The sequence below is a fragment of the Erwinia sp. 1181_3 genome (genome assembly GCF_052824965.1).
This window is the reverse complement of sequence record NZ_VTDE01000001.1, coordinates 665,974-681,895: the sequence shown is the minus strand read 5'-3', so window position 1 is coordinate 681,895 and position 15,922 is coordinate 665,974. Positions and strand designations below refer to the sequence as shown.

Genomic DNA, 15,922 nt, shown 5'->3' with positions numbered 1-15,922 from the left:
GCTTAATGACATAAATGCAGGCAGAACAACCAGCAATATCAAGGAACACAGATGACTTCACAATCCCAGGGGCATCATTCCCCCGAAGCGCTACGCGCGATAGTGATGGGCGTGCTGACCACGTTTGAACACCCCACGTTGAACCGTAATCTCACCGTACTGAAGGCGCTGCGCCACTGTGCGCTGCTGGATAACACTCTGCATATTGAACTGAATATGCCGTTTGTCTGGGAGGGGCCGTTTGAAAGCCTGAAAGCGACGGTCAGTCCCGATCTGCTGCGTCTGACCGGAGCGGTCGCGATTTCCTGGCGCTTAACGCTGAATGTAGCGACGTTGCAACGGGTAAAAAATCGCCCTGGCGTCAATGGCGTGAAAAACATTATTGCCATCAGCTCTGGTAAAGGGGGCGTCGGCAAATCGACCACGGCGGTCAACCTCGCGCTGGCGCTGGCCGCAGAGGGAGCGAAAGTCGGACTGCTGGATGCCGATATTTACGGACCGTCGATCCCGGATATGCTCGGTGTTGAAGATCAGCGGCCAACCTCACCGGACGGCACACATATGGCACCGATTATGGCCCATGGCCTGGCCACCAACTCAATTGGTTATCTGGTGACCGAGGATAACGCCATGGTATGGCGTGGTCCGATGGCCAGCAAAGCGCTGATGCAGTTGCTTAACGAAACGTTATGGCCGGAACTGGATTATCTGGTGCTGGATATGCCGCCTGGCACAGGGGACATTCAGTTAACCCTCGCACAGAACGTGCCGGTGACCGGTGCCGTGGTCGTGACCACGCCGCAGGATATTGCGCTGATCGATGCGCGCAAAGGCATTGTGATGTTTGAAAAAGTGAATGTCCCGGTGCTGGGCGTAGTGGAAAACATGAGTATGCATATTTGCAGCCAGTGTGGTCATCATGAAGCGATCTTTGGTACGGGGGGGGCCGAAAAGCTGGCGGAACAGTATCACACTCGTCTGCTGAGCCAGCTTCCGCTGCATATCAGCTTGCGCGAAGACCTGGATAATGGCGAGCCCACCGTTGTGCGTCGTCCCGACAGCGATTTCACCGCACTGTACCGTCAGCTGGCGACACAGGTGGCCGCGCAACTTTACTGGCAGGGTGAGGTTATCCCGGAAGATATCGCGTTCCGCGCGGTGTAGTGAGACGGGCCGGCCTTTTTCCGGTCGGCCCGTGATGAATCCGTTACACCAGTCTGACGTGCCGCTGCTGAAATCCATCCACCATTGAATAATCGAAATCAATTTTCCCACAGTCGAAAAGCTGAGTAATCAACGTGAAATCATTGTCCGGTGTGACATTGCAACGATGGTTAAGCAGGGTGTCCTGAATAGTAAACGAACGGTCACCGCGCGCGATACGCTTCAGATATTGCAGCATGTCGTATGCACGTACACTTACGCCTGCCTGTTCATGAGGGGGTCTGCTTGTCATCTGCTACGGCCATTTTCAGTGCTAAAACGTCATTATAATCCGTTGTGTTTAATCGACGGCAAGCCGATTTTGTATTTTAGTGAAATCAGACGGAGCAACGTACAGCTAATAATCGCGAACCAGGCGCTGTAGATCTGCGGGATCAGCCCGGCTGAGCCGGTCAGCTCAATCGCGGCGCCAATGAGCGCCGCGCTGGCATAAATATCCTGGCTGAAAATCGCCGGAGTTTTTCCAGTTAACACGTCGCGCAGGCAGCCGCCACCGACGGCGCTGATGCAGCCCAGTATCAGGGAAAGCTCAATATTGTGGCTGTGCTCCCAGGTTTTATTGGCACCGAAGGCAGCAAAGAAACCCAAACCCAGCGCATCAAAGAACAGGGTGGCTTTTTCAAAAGAGAGGATGAGTTTTTGAAAAAAGGCAACGCAGATGACGGCTGTCATGATTACCACCAGATAGGCTGAACTGACCAGCCCGGCGGGGGGAAGGCTGGCAATACAGATATCTCTGATCACGCCACCGCCAATCGCGGTGGTCGCCGTCAGTACAAACACCCCGAAGAGATCAAAATCCTCGCGTACTCCGGCGGTCGCGCCACTTAACGCAAAGGCCAGCGTGCCAGCTAAATCAAGCAGATGAAAAACATTCAACATGTCACACATCCCTGATGAGCGTGAAAAATGATTTTCCAACGCCTGTAAAGAGAGTGACAGATAACCCTGCCTCTGCGCTGTCGTCGTGAGCAGAGGGTGCGGTAGGGGGGGTTACAGCACGTAGTGCATCAGCAGGTACTCGCCCTGATCGCTTTCCCCTTCGGCCACCACCCGCCAGCCGTGCTTTTTATAAAACAGCTGAGCCTGCAGGTTTTCCGCCAGACATTTGAGCGCGCCAGTGGAGGTAAAGCTTTTTTGCACGGCCTGCAATAATGCACTGCCCGCGCCGCTGCCCTGCCAGGCCGGGTCGATAAACAGGCTGTGCAGAAAATTATCGTTATCCAGTACGGCGGCAAATCCGATGCGGTGGCCGTCTTCTTCGGCCACCAGCACCCGCTCGCCCCGCGTCACCCGATCGAAATCCTCTAACTGCCATTGACTGTCATCCAGCCAGGTCCAGTTGGTTTTACGCGAGGCAAGAAACAGTGTGCGTAGGAATGGCCGATCCGCTTCGGTGAAAGGACGGATATTCATGGAAAAACTCCTGCAACATAAACGCCGGGTGGCAACGGCGCAGAGTGTAGCGTAAAAGCGCGTCGGTAGCAGCGAAAGGCATCAGGCAGGAGGAACGCATGAGAGAAGGGCGCAAAAAAAAGAGATGATGGGCTCATCTCTTTGCAGGGGACAGTGCGTTTTTTACTTCAATTTTGCCGCGATCGCCGCCACGTGTTGCCCCTGGTGTTTTGCTATAGCCAGTTCACGTTCGCTGGGTTGTCGCGACCCATCGCCACCCGCCAGTGTGGACGCGCCATAGGGTGTGCCGCCACGCACTTCTGAAATATCAAACAGTTCGGGGGTGCTGTATCCGATGGGGACAATAATCATCCCGTGATGCGCGAGGGTGGTCCAGGTCGAGGTAATGGTCATTTCCTGCCCACCGCCGGTGCCGGTAGAGGTAAACACACTGGCCACTTTGCCTACCAGAGCCCCCTTGGCCCACAGGCCGCCGGTCTGATCGAGGAAATTACGCATCTGCGCTGACATGTTGCCAAAGCGGGTGGGCGTGCCAAAAATAATCGCATCATAGTCAGCCAGTTCTGTCGGGCTGGCAATCTCGGCGGTCTGATCGGCTTTACCGCCGTACGCTTTGAACGCCTCGCTATCCATGGTCTCCGGCACGCGTTTGACGATGACCTCGGTGCCCGGCACGCTGGCTGCCCCTTCCGCAACGTGCTGCGCCATGGTTTCAATATGCCCATACATTGAATGGTAAAGAACTAAAATCTTTGACATTTTACTTTCCTTATTGGGATGGATGGCATTTTCTTTTGGTGCTAATAAACGTGAAATAAAACGACGTAATACAGACACTGATATCACCCCTGGTGAAGGCGTTGATAAGCCACATTATTTAAAAATAGGCATGGAGGTGGGCTGAGGTTGGCCCTCCATTTCCTCACGCAGGCGACGACCGATGTCGTTAATTCTAGCTTCGCCTGCGCGTAATGCCGCATCACTGGTGTGCACAGAATAATTCCCCAGTGAGAGGGACCACGGATGAGCAACAGCGGAACCGATCACGAAGCGCGTTTCGGCGTCTCCGGCGTGAAGGGTGACGGGTTGAGAACCGGCTGCGAAGATGACCATTTCACCTGTAGCGATCTTTTCAGGTGAAACCAGCGTGCCGCGACTGATACTGAGCCACAGGCTGGAGTGATTTTCCGGCGGAATATACTGCCAGGATGAGTGTGCGGGCAGGGTCACCAGCAGATAATTGATGCCCTCATGCGAGCGAACCGGGCTTTTTACGCCCTGATATTCACCCAGAATGACGTATGCCGGGCCGGTTTGCGGCATCGACTGCGCTTCAAGATACTGACTGTCAACGGGGCCATTTTCCAGTTCAGGTGGCAACGCCAGCCAGAGCTGAAATCCCTCAACATACTCAGAATCACCTGCCGACATTTCTTTGCCGTGCCAGACGCCGCCGCCTGCGCGCATCCATTCCACTCCCCCATAGCCAATCATGCCTTTACCCGAATCCGGATCGTCAAAGCGCAGATTGCCTTCCGTGATTACGGTGACAGTGGCAATACCAGAGTGCGGATGAAGCGGCATACGATCAATCATCGTGCGATCGCCGGTGAAGCGATCGAGGAAAACGAAAGGTCTGACGATCGTGCCATAGTCTGACGGGCTCATCAGACGGATAATGGGCCCCGTTCCTCTGCCGCGTGTCCGGTGTTCGATGTGGCGGGAAACGGGGTGTTCCTCGGGCGCTAACGGTGACATTTGACTTCCTCTGGTAAGCGGTGAACGCAAGGTTATTCCGCTGGAGTACATGATAGTGTTGTATCTTAACCATTCGAACACTGCTTGATTAGAGGGCGTAATATCATTGGACTCATCCATTTTTGGACGTAATAAGATGCTCGATCTGAACGACGTCGCGATCTTTATCCATATCGTTGAAACGGGAAGTTTCGCCGCTGCTGCGCGACGGCTGGGAGTGCCACCGAATACACTGAGTCGACGGATTAAGCTGCTGGAAGCGAGTCTGGCGGTGCGGTTATTTCATCGTTCCACCCGCAAACTGACCCTGACCGGTGCCGGTGAGCAGCTGTATGACCACAGTGCACAAAAAATCAGTGAGTTAAACGCCATCAGTACGCAGCTGGTCAGTGAGAATCAGGTGCCGATGGGACGGATAAAAGTCGCCGCGCCTGCTGACTTCTTCGATCTGTTTTTAATGGAGTGGGTGGCCGATTTTCTGGCGTTATATCCGCAGCTGCAGCTGGATTTTATTCTCAGTGATACACATGCGGATATGATCGGCGAGGGCATTGATGTCGCGTTTCGTGGTGGACGCTTAAAGGATTCCAGTCTGGTTGCCCGAAAAATCAGTACTGGCCGCCGTCTGATGGCCGCCAGCCAGCATTATCTGGATACCTTTGGTGTGCCTGACAGTATCGACGCGCTGCAGCATCATGCCTGCATCGGCCAGTCTGCATCCTCTTCACCGGCTATCTGGCATCTGGTGGGGCCGCAAGGTGCGGTGCAGGTTGAGGTGACTGGCCGTTTCTCGGCCAATACCGCGCAGGCCCAGCTTAAAGCGGCTCTCAGCGGGCTGGGCATCTGTTTTTTACCAGAATCCCTGTTGTACGACAGCCTGAGCCGTCAACAGCTGATCGCCGTGTTGCCTGATTATGGCCAGCTGAATAACGATTTGTCGATTGTCTATCCCAGCCGTCATTACATCCCGCTGGCGGTGTCGACCTTTGTCGATCACACGGTGGCGCTGCTCAAGAAAACCATCGCTGATAAGCACAGCCGTTCATGATGTGATGCGGCTGCGAAGGCTATTGAACACCGGCGAGGCGCAGCAGGGCGGTGACTGCCGCTGCCGCCAGGATCACCCCAATCAGCGGCACTTTGCGCCAGGCCAGCAGCACGGCCACCGCCACCCCGGCGACACGTGCCGTCCCGGCAAAGTGGTCACCTGCATAAAATGTGCTGCCCAGCGCCACCGCAAACAGCAGCGTAGTGGCCGCATCAGACAGCAACTTACGCGCGTTTTCAGACAGGGTCATGCGGTTACCCAGCGTGGCACCGGCAAAGCGCATCAGCCAGGTTCCCACGGCCAGAATCACGATCCCGCAGATAATCAGTGCGTTGTCCGCCATTATTTCCTCCTCGCCAGCAGTCCGGCCATTGAGAGCAATACCGGCAGCCCGATAGGCGTAAAGGGCACGGCCAGCAGTGAGATTACCGCCCCGCAGGCGGCGCGGATCAGCGTGGTGCGGGATTTCAGGGCGGGGATCACCAGCGCCAGTAAAATGGCCGGAAACACCGCATCCAGCCCAATCACCTGGGTATCAGGCAGCAGTGTGCCAATCACACTGCCCAGCATGGCCCCCAACGGCCAGACCACGGCGACGCCGAGGCCACACAGCCAGAAGGCGGCTTTACGCTGCGCGTGCGTGGGCTGCGACAGGCCAAACACCACGCTTTCGTCATTCATAATATGGCAACCGAGCACGGCAGAGAGACGCGAACCTACCAGGTCACGTACGGCAATGCCAAAGGGGAAGTGGCGCGCATTGACCAGCAGCCCGGCCAGCGCAGCGGCCAGCGGATTGCCCCCGCCAGCGACGATGGCAATAAACATAAACTCTGAGGCACCGGCCAGCACAAACAGGCTGGAGAACAGCGGAACCCATAGCGGGAATCCATAAGCGGTGGCCAGCGAACCGTAGGAGATGCCCACAACGCCGACCGCCAGGCAGATCAGATAAATCGCTTTACGCGTGTCCGGGCTGAGTGATGAAAAATGCCGACTGAACATAATTTGTTTTCCATAACGAACGAAGTTGTCATTATAATGAACGCAGGTGCTTCTAAGATCAACACGAACGTTTCGTTCATTTTGGCGAACGATAAGGCGAAAGATGACACAGCCCATAGCGGTAATTGCGGAAAGTTTGATTCGGGAACGCACACAGGCCGGGCTTTCACTCGCCGAAGTGGCCCGAAGGGCGGGAATTGCAAAGTCGACGCTGTCGCAGCTGGAGGCGGGCAACGGTAACCCCAGCCTGGAGACGCTGTGGGCGCTGTGTGTGGCACTGAATATTCCCTTTGCCAAACTGCTGGAACCTGAAGGCAACAAAACCCAGATCATCCGGCGTGGCGAAGGGGCGAAAGTGGTGGCCGGAGAAGCGAACTATCAGGCCATTTTGCTGGCCAGCTGCCCACCGGGTGCGCGGCGCGATATCTATCTGTTAATGACCCAGCCGGGTGCTGACCGTCTGTCACAGCCGCATCCTGTTGGATCGGTTGAGCACATTATCGTCACCCAGGGGCGGGCGCTGGTCGGGCTTAAGGATGCCCCGGAAGAGCTAGCGCCAGGCGATTACATCTGCTATCCCGCCGATCGTGAGCATATCTTTAAAGCGCTGGAACCCGACACCCTGGCACTGCTGGTGGCAGAGCAGGGATAAAGGGAGGATGGGGACGGAAAACCGTCCCGTAATCGGGTTTTTATACCGTGTCGCTGAATAGCGGTTGACGGGGAGTTATGATTCTATCGAACCGATTTTTTGTTGAGACTATTCTTATCGTTAGCTAGAATGCGGCCTGAAAAAGTGAAGGTGTATTATCATTTCTACATAAAATGTGTATTTGCTTTTAATAAAGCAATCTGGGATTTAAATCAAAATCGGTCAGGCTGACGTTCAGAATGTTCTGGCCGAAATAAATTATAAAATGGAGTTAAGAATGAAAGGCATCAGTAAACTGGTCTGGGCAGGTCTCGCGCTGAATATCTGCTATCTCGGCGCGGTAGGGTATCTCACTACCCAGGTGGGAGATGATGAGTTAACTATTTTTGCACGCAATGTGATTGCTTTTTTACAGTACTTCTCCATCCCATTTTTAGTTTCTATTTTATTGCAGATCATCAGTTTGCCCCTGTTATTCAAAAGCCCAAAGTGGGGACTGGCGCTGGCTATCATTGGCTCGCTTATTATCCTGCCATTAAGTATGGTTTTCCTCGCCGGTTATATGTTTAGCTATGAAAAGCATTGCAACAAGGGCCTGGAAGTATTTTCACCCAATGAAAAAAACACACCTTCACGGGCTTTGATTTTTAAAACATCGATGTTCTATGTGCAGGGCGGGATTTCCCTTGCTATCGGATTGTTTATTCTGGCCGATGGTGTGAGCGTTGGCGGATTATTAGTCTGTACCGGGATCATTTTTATCTCAAATGCGATGCGTTTAAAGCAACGCGTGATGATTGGGGTGTCAGGCGATAAATTGATCCTGACCCCGGCGCTGTATGCTGAAACCTGTCTGATCCCGCTAACCGATGTCACGTTAATCAAAGAAAATAAAAATGTCTTCAAACTGCATATCCACTCTGCTGGTGTTGACAGGAAATGTAGCTTTAGTAAAAAAATGATCGCCGGAGAGAATGCTCAGGCAGACCTTGCGGAGATTTTGTCAACATTGCCGAAAGCGGACAGCGAGGCTGTGGCGGTGAGTGACAAGCCTGAATAACCTCCAGCCCGGGCGGCGGGAGACGTAAAAGCTTGTTTCTCTACCATCTAACTGGCATGATTCTGAAGGGTGATTATCGCAATGGTAATTACAACGCATTGATTTTACTATTTAAATGACTCGGGGTGCCCTTCTTCGTGAAGGCTGAGAAATACCCGTACCACCTGATCTGGATAATGCCAGCGTAGGGAAGTCAGATGCCCGACCGGCATCGCCTTCTTGATCGCCGGTTGGGAGCATATATGATCCAACCTGAACGCCTGAGCCACGCCGATGTGGCCCATTCCCTGACGCTGTTTCAACAGCAATCTCCCCTGATTCACTGTATGACCAATGATGTGGTGCAAACCTTTACCGCCAACGTGCTGCTGGCGCTGAGGGCTTCCCCGGCGATGGTGATCGATCAGGACGAAGCCGCGCAGTTCAGCGCCATTGCTGATGCCCTGCTGGTAAACGTTGGTACGCTGACCCATTCCCGCAGTGAAGCGATGCGGGCAGCGATCCATGCGGCCAGCGCTGCCGGACGACACTGGACATTAGATCCGGTGGCGGTAGGGGCGCTGGATTTCCGTACCACTTTCTGTCACCAACTCCTGTTACTCAAGCCCGCTGCGATCCGCGGCAATGCTTCGGAAATTATGGCACTGGCAAAACAGGCGGTCAGCGGACGGGGCGTAGACACTCAGCATGCGTCAACGGCGGCATTACAGGCAGCCGTTGCGTTGGCGACGGAAACGGGGGCGGTGGTGGCGGTTACCGGAGAAGTGGATTTTGTCACCGACGGTGTGCGCACCCTCAGCGTCAGCGGCGGTTCCCCACTGATGACGCGCGTGGTCGGCACCGGCTGTGCGTTGTCCGCCGTGGTCGCCGGATTTACCGCGCTGCCCGGCGATCGTCTGGTGCATGTCGCCAGCGCCTGCCACGTGGTGGCGTTGGCGGGAGAGCGAGCAGCGGCAGCGGCGCAGGGGCCGGGCAGCTTTATCCCCGCGTTCCTCGATGCACTGTATCAACTGAACCCGGAGGCACTGGTATGAAACGGATTAACGCCATGACCATTGCCGGAACTGACCCGAGCGGTGGCGCCGGGATCCAGGCCGATCTGAAAGCTTTCTCTGCACTGGGCGCCTATGGCACCAGCGTGATCACCGCGCTGGTGGCGCAGAACACCACGGGCGTGCAGTCGGTCTATCGCATTGACCCGGCATTCGTGGGCGCGCAGCTGGATTCGGTCCTGTCGGATGTGCGTATCGACACGATAAAAATCGGTATGCTGGCAGAAAGCGCCATCGTTGAGGTGGTTGCCGAACGGCTGAAAGAGACCCCGGTGCCCTGGGTGGTACTGGATACGGTGATGCTGGCAAAAAGCGGCGATCCGCTGCTCTCTGCTGAGGCGGTTGCCACCTTACGCGAGCGTCTGTTACCGCAGGTCTCCCTGATTACGCCCAATCTGCCAGAAGCCGCCGCGCTGCTGGCCTGCGATCCGGCACGCGATGAGGCCGAGATGCGTGAACAGGGCAGGGCGCTGCTGGCGCTGGGCTGTCAGGCGGTACTGATGAAGGGCGGCCATCTTAGCGAATCGGAAAGCCCGGACTGGCTGTTTACCCACCAACTTGAACAGCGGTTTACCGCGCCTCGCATTATGACGCGCAATACGCACGGTACGGGCTGTTCGCTGTCGGCGGCGCTGGCGGCACTCCGTCCGCGACACGATGATTGGGTTGCCACCGTACAAGCGGCTAAATACTGGTTGCAGGGGGCGCTTGAGCAGGCAGACTCGCTGGAGGTCGGCCACGGGCATGGCCCGGTGCATCATTTTCATCAGTGGTGGTGACCACGATGGTCCGCGTTTTTTTGTGCGGATCGTTCTGAAAAATGGAGTCAGCAATTTGCCTTAATAACAGTTTTGGGTCCACCCTGTTGGGGTCAGGAAAACTGACCCGCGGGCCATCAAAATGGCCCTCACACATTTTAACAGGAGTTATCATGACGGACATCGTACAGTTATTGGGCAAAGAAGCGGATTCTCTTTTGCAACATCGCTGCATGACTATTCCAGCGGACAACCTCTATCTTCCAGGGGCGGATTATGTGGATCGGGTGATGGTCGATAACAATCGTCCCCCGGCAGTTTTACGCAATATGCAAACACTGTACAACACCGGACGTTTAGCCGGGACAGGTTACCTCTCTATCCTCCCCGTAGACCAGGGCGTCGAGCATTCGGCGGGCGCCTCTTTTGCTGCGAACCCGCTCTACTTCGATCCGAAAAATATTGTGGAGCTGGCGATTGAAGCGGGCTGTAACTGTGTGGCTTCCACGTATGGCGTACTGGCTTCTGTCTCACGGCGTTACGCACACCGCATCCCGTTTATGGTTAAGCTCAACCATAACGAGACGCTGAGCTATCCCACCCAGTATGACCAGACGCTGTATGCCAGCGTTGAGCAGGCGTTTAACCTCGGTGCTGTCGCCGTCGGGGCCACCATCTATTTCGGTTCAGAGCAGTCACGGCGTCAGATTGAAGAGATCTCTGCAGCCTTTGAACGCGCCCATGAACTGGGGATGGTCACCGTACTGTGGGCGTATCTGCGCAATAATGATTTCAAAAAAGACGGGGTGGATTACCATGCCAGCGCTGATTTGACAGGCCAGGCAAACCATCTGGCGGCCACCATTGGCGCGGATATTGTGAAACAGAAAATGGCGGAGAATAACGGCGGTTATAAAGCAGTGAAATTCGGCCATACCGATGAGCGCGTCTACAGCACACTGACTACAGATAACCCTATCGACCTGGTACGTTATCAACTGGCGAACTGCTATATGGGGCGCGCCGGGATGATCAACTCCGGCGGTGCGGCAGCAGGGGATACGGATATTGCTGAATCCGTACGTACGGCGGTGATCAATAAACGTGCAGGCGGCATGGGGCTGATTTTAGGGCGCAAGGCCTTTAAGAAATCGATGAAGGACGGCGTGGCGCTGATTAATTCAGTGCAGGATGTCTACCTCGCGAAAAACGTCACCATCGCCTGATTTATCGTAGGGGTCAGGCATGCCTGACCCTGTATCAACCGTGCCTTGTCCCGCCGGTTTCAGAATGGCTCAAACCACTCGCTGTTCTGCTCGGCAATCGGGGTAATAGAGAAAATCATCTCCTGCAAATGGCGGCGCAGCGCCTGTTCAGCGGCATCGGCATCTTTCGCACACAAGGCCAGGTAAATCTGGTGGTGCTGCTCGATCAGGCTCTCTGGCGGTGACACTTTACTTAACGTCAGAAAACGCACGCGGTCCATGGTGGCTTTAATATTTTCCACCGTCTCCCACGCCAGTTCACAGGCAATACTTTGCGCGATCAATCGGTGAAACTCATCGTCCAGCAAGAGAAACGATTGGCTGTCGTGGCGATCGGCGGCCAGCTTTTGTAATTGCAGATTATGCTCCAGCGCCGCCAGCCCGACAGGTGTGGCTTCTGCAGCTGCACGGCGTACCACTGCAACTTCAACAGCTTCACGTATAAAGCGACCATCGGCAACGCGCTGTGCGGAGATTTTACGCACGAAGGTGCCGCGCTGCGGAAGGACCTGCACCAGGCCCGCTTCTGCCAGTTTGATAAAGGCTTCACGAACCGGCTGACGCGATACGTTAAAGCGCGTGGACACCTCTTTTTCCGACAGCAGTGAGCCGGGATGGATCGCACAGGTGACGATATCCTGACGCAGGAATCGATAAATCTGCTGGTTGACCGGCTCACTGGCGGTGATGGTATAAACTGTCGACATTCGGCAACGTCCCTTTAGCGGCGGGTCAACAGCCTGCCCGCCTATGGCGTGAAAGCCTTCAGTCTAATCAGGCAGGCGCATCAGCGCCAGAGTTAAACGCGGGCAACCAGTTGATGCACCGTTTGTTTCGCTCCCTGGCTCAACAGCAGACGGTAAAAATGGTTAACCTGGTGGACAAACTGCGGGTTACCGGACAAATCCTCACCAAAGACATGTTTCAGACCCAGCAAGGCGGCCACGCGGGGTTCTCCTTCGGCACTTTCCGCGACCCTTTTTGCCAGCTCGGCACTAAGGGGATCGTTGATCACCATCGGCTGACCCTGCTCATCGTAACCGCTGACATAGCGGATCCATCCTGCCACGCCAAGTGCCAGTAAATCGAAATTGCTGTCATGCGCGAGGTGCCAGCGGATGCTGTCCAGCCAGCGCTGGGGCAGTTTCTGGCTGCCATCATTGGCGATCTGCGCGGTGCGGTGCCTGATAGCACGGTTGCTGTAACGTGCAATCAGCGAGTCGGCGTAGGCCGTCAGATCAACGTCCGTTGTGCGTAGCGTCGGAGCCTGCTGTTCGAGCATCAGCTGGCGCGCCGCCTGTTTGAAATGAACATCTGTCATACAGTCGCTGATGTGCTGATACCCGGCGAGGTTACCCAGGTAGGCAAGGAACGAGTGGCTGCCATTCAGCATACGCAGCTTCATCTCTTCAAAGGGCAGCACGTCAGCCACCAGTTCCGCTCCGGCCAGTTCCCACGCCGGGCGGCCGCTGACAAAGTTATCTTCGATAACCCACTGGAAGAACGGCTCACAGGCCACCGCCACCGGATCCTCACAGCCCAGTTTTTCACGCAAGGCGCGGTGGGTTTCATCGGTCATCGCCGGAACAATACGGTCTACCATGGTGGAAGGGAAGGTCAGCGTTTTTGCGATCCAGTCGGCCAGTTCCGGCGCCTGCTGGCGTGCCAGCGCGGTGATTACGTTGCGGGTGACATGGCCGTTTTCCGGCATATTATCGCAGGACATCACGCTGAAAGGTGCCAGCCCTCGTTCACGACGTCGACGAATGGCCGCGAGAATAATGCCCGGCAGCGACTGTGGCACATCGGGATGTTCGAGATCATGACGGATCGCCGGATGGTCAAGATTTAACTCACCACTGGCGGGATAGTGGCAGTAGCCTTTTTCCGTGACCGTCATGGAGACAATCGCGACGTCGGGCTGGCTCAGCGCGTCCAGCACCGCCTCAATACCGTCGGACTGGCCGTGCAGGGCGGCAGTCACCACGCCTACTACGCGCAGATTGAGCTGGTCATCGGCCATTTCGGCCACGGTGTAGCAGAGTTGCTGCTGGCGCAGGGCGGTAATCAGTTCGCCGCTGTTAAGATTGATTTCGCAATATCCCCAGTCGCTGCCCTGTTCAGCGGCGAGCCGATCGCTACAGACGGCCTGGTGAGCACGATGGAAAGCACCAAAGCCAATATGGACCATGCGGGTCCGTAGCGCGTGACGGTCGTACTGGGGGCGTTCTACATCGGGCGGGAGGGTATCAAGAGACAACATAACGCATCCTTACAGATAAACGGGTGGTGCAAGCCCACCCGCGCTAATCAAATGGACACCGGAGTATCCAGTTTCTTCGGTGGTTTAATCACAAACAGCACCAGGAACGCGCCCAGCGCGGCCACCACGCCCGCCAGCACAAAGGCGCTGTCGAACTTGCCGGTATGCTGCACGATATAGCCGGTGACAATCGGCCCGACAATCCCGGAAAGGCTGCCGATCAGGTGAATAAATCCGCTGATACTGCCGACGCGGCTTTTATGCACCACATCCTGAATAATCGCCCAGTAAATTGCCCCGGTGATGTAGAGGAAGAAGATAGAGACAGACATCAGACCGACGGCCGATGTGACTTCTTTTACCGTACCTGCAAAGCCGACACAAATTGCAGCAGCCATTAACGAGACCACCAGCACGATTTTGCGTGAAAGCAGCAGCTTGCCGGTCACTTTGAAAATTTTGTCCGAAATAATCCCCCCGAGCGCCAGACCGACGAAGCCGACGATCCATGGGATCATGGTGGTAATGCTCATCGCTTTAATATCCAGCCCGTGCGCCTGGACCAGATAGGCCGGGAACCAGCTGAGGAAAAAGAACAAGATGTAGTTGTAGCAGAAGAAAGCGAATGCCGTGACCAGAATAATCGGCTGACGCAGATAGTAGCCTAAGCCGTGCTGTGACTGTGACAGTTCCTCTTCAGGACTGAGCTGCTCGTCTTTCATCTGCGCAATCAGTGCACGTTCACGTTCGCTGATTAATTTGCTTTTCAGTGGATTGTCAGCGGCAATAAAGAACCACACGACCATCCAGATGATGCCAATCGAGCAGATAATGGCGAAGGCCGGACGCCAGCCGAAGGCAAGGGCCAGGTAGCCGATGATCGGCCCGGCGACTGCGCCGCCAAGGGGCGAACCGGCGCTTAGCAAGCCCATCGCCGTGGCGGCCTGTTTTTTCGGGAACCAGCCGTTAATCGCTTTATTCGCCGAGGCACAGATCGGCCCCTCTGCCATGCCGAACAGCACGCGCAGGATTAACATTGACCAGAAACCGGTGGCCAGTGCGGTAAAGCCGCAGAACAGTGACCACATCCCGACGGCAACGCCGAGGGTGATCGTCGGGCCGAACTTATCGGTCGCGAGGCCACCGACAAAGTTGAAGATGGCATAGCCGAAGAAGAAGCTGCCGAAAATCAGGCCAAACTCTTCCGCATTCAGCATCAGATCTTTTTCAATCATTGGCACGGTCAGGGACAGCGCCACCCGGTCAAGGTAGTTAATCATGTAAACAAGGAACAGCAGTAATACGATGGTCCAGCGCAGGTTCTTAAACATGGTAATAACTCCGCGTTCTATTTGTCATTGTAGGGTAGAGGTGATGGCCGGGCGTCACCCCGGCTTTAGGGTTAATGCATGCTGATGATCACCTTGCAGCAGCTGCGCGGGTCCTTCTCGAACAGTGTCATGGCCTGTTCAATCTGGCTCAGGGGCAAGGTATGGGTCACCAGTTTTTCTGGCTGAATCAGCCCCTGCTCCATCCACGCGATAACCTGGGGGAAGCGGTGACTGTTCAGCCGTGATGTAAACAACGACAGCTCTTTGCTGGTCAGGCTTTGCTGCGTCAGGGTGCAGGGGTCGCCAGAGAAGCCCAGCAGGCCAATGCGCCCGGCCGGAGAGGCCAGTGCGGCGGCTTCGGACAGAATTGTCGGATGGCAGGCCGCATCAATAATCAGCGTGGGCTGTACGCCGTTAAGCTGTTCTGCCAGCGGCGTGGTGCTGTTGTTCAGTGCCTGGTCCGCACCATTTTCCCGTGCCATCGTCAGGCGCTCTTCCAGACGGTCAGCAACAATCACCGTCTTGACCTTGTAGACGCCTTTCAGCACCTGAATCGCGGTCAGCCCCATTGGCCCGGCGCCGTAAATCAGTGCCACATCATCGGGAACCGGCTTGAGGAACGCGCTGATATTGGCCGCAATGGTAAACGGCTCGACCAGGCTGGCCAGCGTGTCCGGTATCGCCTCCGGCAGCACATAAGCATTCGCCGCTGGCGCAATCGCATACTCACTGAAACCGCCATCGCGATGCACGCCGATGACCTGCAATTCGCTACAGACATTCGGTCGACCGATTGAGCAGGGATAGCAGTGGCCACAGCTGACAACCGGATCGACCGCCACGCGCTCACCGACGCGCGCACTGTCCACACCGCTGCCAGTGGCATCAATCAGACCGAAAAACTCATGACCGATCACACGCGGATAGCGAGCGAACGGGTTGTGGCCGTGCCAGATATGCACATCCGACCCGCAGATACTGGCGTACTTCACTTTAACCCGTACTTCACCGGCAGCCGGTTCCGGCAGGGGTCGATCCTGCAACTGCAACTCGCCCGGACGTTCAATCACCACGCTTTTCATGTTGTGCT

The 15,922-nt window shown here is 55.7% G+C and carries 18 protein-coding genes and 1 riboswitch; of the genes, 7 read left to right on the top strand and 11 right to left on the bottom strand.

Annotated features, from left to right (window positions below; genetic code table 11):
• The first annotated feature begins 51 nt into the window (after positions 1–51).
• The gene (gene apbC / locus FY046_RS03130) at positions 52–1,164 is read left to right on the top strand and encodes an iron-sulfur cluster carrier protein ApbC (RefSeq protein WP_446185742.1); all 1,113 of its coding nucleotides are present in this window, start codon (positions 52–54) and stop codon (positions 1,162–1,164) included.
• A gap of 43 nt (positions 1,165–1,207) precedes the next feature.
• Here apbC and FY046_RS03125 read toward each other — a convergent pair whose 3' ends face one another.
• From FY046_RS03125 to FY046_RS03105, 5 genes are all read right to left on the bottom strand, one after another.
• A complete protein-coding gene (locus tag FY046_RS03125) occupies positions 1,208–1,456 on the bottom strand; it encodes a hypothetical protein (protein WP_446185741.1) in 249 nt (82 codons plus the stop codon).
• A 32-nt stretch (positions 1,457–1,488) separates the two neighbouring features.
• The gene (locus FY046_RS03120; protein WP_133841492.1) at positions 1,489–2,106 is read right to left on the bottom strand and encodes a trimeric intracellular cation channel family protein; all 618 of its coding nucleotides are present in this window, start codon (positions 2,104–2,106) and stop codon (positions 1,489–1,491) included.
• A gap of 111 nt (positions 2,107–2,217) precedes the next feature.
• A complete protein-coding gene (locus FY046_RS03115) occupies positions 2,218–2,640 on the bottom strand; it encodes a GNAT family N-acetyltransferase (protein ID WP_133841493.1) in 423 nt (140 codons plus the stop codon).
• A gap of 162 nt (positions 2,641–2,802) precedes the next feature.
• Entirely contained in the window at positions 2,803–3,399 is a 597-nt protein-coding gene (gene wrbA / locus FY046_RS03110; RefSeq protein ID WP_133841494.1) for an NAD(P)H:quinone oxidoreductase, read from the bottom strand.
• A gap of 114 nt (positions 3,400–3,513) precedes the next feature.
• Positions 3,514–4,398, bottom strand: coding sequence for a pirin family protein (locus FY046_RS03105; RefSeq protein WP_197931259.1), 885 nt, complete (start codon positions 4,396–4,398; stop codon positions 3,514–3,516).
• Positions 4,399–4,504: 106 nt separating this feature from the next.
• Here FY046_RS03105 and FY046_RS03100 point away from each other — a divergent pair, with 106 nt between their 5' ends.
• The gene (locus FY046_RS03100; protein ID WP_431021894.1) at positions 4,505–5,446 is read left to right on the top strand and encodes a LysR family transcriptional regulator; all 942 of its coding nucleotides are present in this window, start codon (positions 4,505–4,507) and stop codon (positions 5,444–5,446) included.
• 19 nt (positions 5,447–5,465) lie between these two features.
• On the opposite strand, the gene FY046_RS03095 is transcribed toward FY046_RS03100, so the two are convergent.
• Together FY046_RS03095 and FY046_RS03090 are read right to left on the bottom strand one after the other, a co-directional pair.
• Complete coding sequence (locus FY046_RS03095) at positions 5,466–5,789, bottom strand: AzlD domain-containing protein (protein ID WP_133841496.1); 324 nt, start codon at positions 5,787–5,789, stop codon at positions 5,466–5,468.
• Positions 5,789–6,451, bottom strand: coding sequence for an AzlC family ABC transporter permease (locus FY046_RS03090; RefSeq protein WP_133841497.1), 663 nt, complete (start codon positions 6,449–6,451; stop codon positions 5,789–5,791). The genes FY046_RS03095 and FY046_RS03090 overlap by 1 nt, the downstream gene beginning before the upstream one ends.
• A gap of 103 nt (positions 6,452–6,554) precedes the next feature.
• Between FY046_RS03090 and FY046_RS03085 the strand changes: the two genes are divergently transcribed.
• The 5 genes from FY046_RS03085 to fbaB all read left to right on the top strand — a co-directional run bounded on the left by FY046_RS03085 (position 6,555) and on the right by fbaB (position 11,199).
• Complete coding sequence (locus tag FY046_RS03085; RefSeq protein WP_133841498.1) at positions 6,555–7,103, top strand: helix-turn-helix domain-containing protein; 549 nt, start codon at positions 6,555–6,557, stop codon at positions 7,101–7,103.
• A 277-nt stretch (positions 7,104–7,380) separates the two neighbouring features.
• Positions 7,381–8,163, top strand: a complete 783-nt coding sequence (locus FY046_RS03080; RefSeq protein ID WP_446185740.1) for a hypothetical protein — start codon at positions 7,381–7,383, stop codon at positions 8,161–8,163.
• Positions 8,164–8,274: 111 nt separating this feature from the next.
• A riboswitch (TPP riboswitch) is annotated at positions 8,275–8,371 on the top strand.
• A 34-nt stretch (positions 8,372–8,405) separates the two neighbouring features.
• The gene (gene thiM / locus FY046_RS03075; protein WP_133841500.1) at positions 8,406–9,197 is read left to right on the top strand and encodes a hydroxyethylthiazole kinase; all 792 of its coding nucleotides are present in this window, start codon (positions 8,406–8,408) and stop codon (positions 9,195–9,197) included.
• Entirely contained in the window at positions 9,194–9,994 is an 801-nt protein-coding gene (gene thiD / locus FY046_RS03070; RefSeq protein ID WP_339506737.1) for a bifunctional hydroxymethylpyrimidine kinase/phosphomethylpyrimidine kinase, read from the top strand. The genes thiM and thiD overlap by 4 nt, the downstream gene beginning before the upstream one ends.
• Before the next feature lie 152 nt (positions 9,995–10,146).
• Positions 10,147–11,199: a class I fructose-bisphosphate aldolase gene (gene fbaB / locus FY046_RS03065; protein ID WP_133841502.1), complete on the top strand. Its 1,053-nt coding sequence runs from the start codon at positions 10,147–10,149 to the stop codon at positions 11,197–11,199.
• A 59-nt stretch (positions 11,200–11,258) separates the two neighbouring features.
• Here the strand turns inward: fbaB and FY046_RS03060 are convergent, their stop codons facing one another.
• From FY046_RS03060 to FY046_RS03045, 4 genes are all read right to left on the bottom strand, one after another.
• Positions 11,259–11,945, bottom strand: a complete 687-nt coding sequence (locus FY046_RS03060) for a GntR family transcriptional regulator (protein WP_133841503.1) — start codon at positions 11,943–11,945, stop codon at positions 11,259–11,261.
• Positions 11,946–12,037: 92 nt separating this feature from the next.
• Complete coding sequence (locus FY046_RS03055; RefSeq protein ID WP_446185739.1) at positions 12,038–13,501, bottom strand: mannitol dehydrogenase family protein; 1,464 nt, start codon at positions 13,499–13,501, stop codon at positions 12,038–12,040.
• Between the two features lie 47 nt (positions 13,502–13,548).
• Entirely contained in the window at positions 13,549–14,832 is a 1,284-nt protein-coding gene (locus FY046_RS03050; RefSeq protein WP_133841505.1) for an MFS transporter, read from the bottom strand.
• A gap of 71 nt (positions 14,833–14,903) precedes the next feature.
• A complete protein-coding gene (locus tag FY046_RS03045) occupies positions 14,904–15,914 on the bottom strand; it encodes a Zn-dependent oxidoreductase (RefSeq protein ID WP_133841506.1) in 1,011 nt (336 codons plus the stop codon).
• Between the last annotated feature and the right edge of the window lie 8 nt (positions 15,915–15,922).

Bases quoted from the DNA above. Each gene is read 5' to 3' on its own strand.
- FY046_RS03095 (WP_133841496.1), bottom strand. From the start codon at position 5,789: ATGGCGGACAACGCACTGATTATCTGCGGGATCGTGATTCTGGCCGTG.
- FY046_RS03105 (WP_197931259.1), bottom strand. From the start codon at position 4,398: ATGTCACCGTTAGCGCCCGAGGAACACCCCGTTTCCCGCCACATCGAA.
- FY046_RS03045 (WP_133841506.1), bottom strand. From the start codon at position 15,914: ATGAAAAGCGTGGTGATTGAACGTCCGGGCGAGTTGCAGTTGCAGGAT.
- thiD (WP_339506737.1), top strand. From the start codon at position 9,194: ATGAAACGGATTAACGCCATGACCATTGCCGGAACTGACCCGAGCGGT.
- FY046_RS03115 (WP_133841493.1), bottom strand. From the start codon at position 2,640: ATGAATATCCGTCCTTTCACCGAAGCGGATCGGCCATTCCTACGCACA.
- fbaB (WP_133841502.1), top strand. From the start codon at position 10,147: ATGACGGACATCGTACAGTTATTGGGCAAAGAAGCGGATTCTCTTTTG.
- FY046_RS03120 (WP_133841492.1), bottom strand. From the start codon at position 2,106: ATGTTGAATGTTTTTCATCTGCTTGATTTAGCTGGCACGCTGGCCTTT.
- FY046_RS03055 (WP_446185739.1), bottom strand. From the start codon at position 13,501: ATGTTGTCTCTTGATACCCTCCCGCCCGATGTAGAACGCCCCCAGTAC.
- FY046_RS03090 (WP_133841497.1), bottom strand. From the start codon at position 6,451: ATGTTCAGTCGGCATTTTTCATCACTCAGCCCGGACACGCGTAAAGCG.
- thiM (WP_133841500.1), top strand. From the start codon at position 8,406: ATGATCCAACCTGAACGCCTGAGCCACGCCGATGTGGCCCATTCCCTG.
- FY046_RS03125 (WP_446185741.1), bottom strand. From the start codon at position 1,456: ATGACAAGCAGACCCCCTCATGAACAGGCAGGCGTAAGTGTACGTGCA.
- apbC (WP_446185742.1), top strand. From the start codon at position 52: ATGACTTCACAATCCCAGGGGCATCATTCCCCCGAAGCGCTACGCGCG.
- wrbA (WP_133841494.1), bottom strand. From the start codon at position 3,399: ATGTCAAAGATTTTAGTTCTTTACCATTCAATGTATGGGCATATTGAA.
- FY046_RS03085 (WP_133841498.1), top strand. From the start codon at position 6,555: ATGACACAGCCCATAGCGGTAATTGCGGAAAGTTTGATTCGGGAACGC.
- FY046_RS03080 (WP_446185740.1), top strand. From the start codon at position 7,381: ATGAAAGGCATCAGTAAACTGGTCTGGGCAGGTCTCGCGCTGAATATC.
- FY046_RS03050 (WP_133841505.1), bottom strand. From the start codon at position 14,832: ATGTTTAAGAACCTGCGCTGGACCATCGTATTACTGCTGTTCCTTGTT.
- FY046_RS03060 (WP_133841503.1), bottom strand. From the start codon at position 11,945: ATGTCGACAGTTTATACCATCACCGCCAGTGAGCCGGTCAACCAGCAG.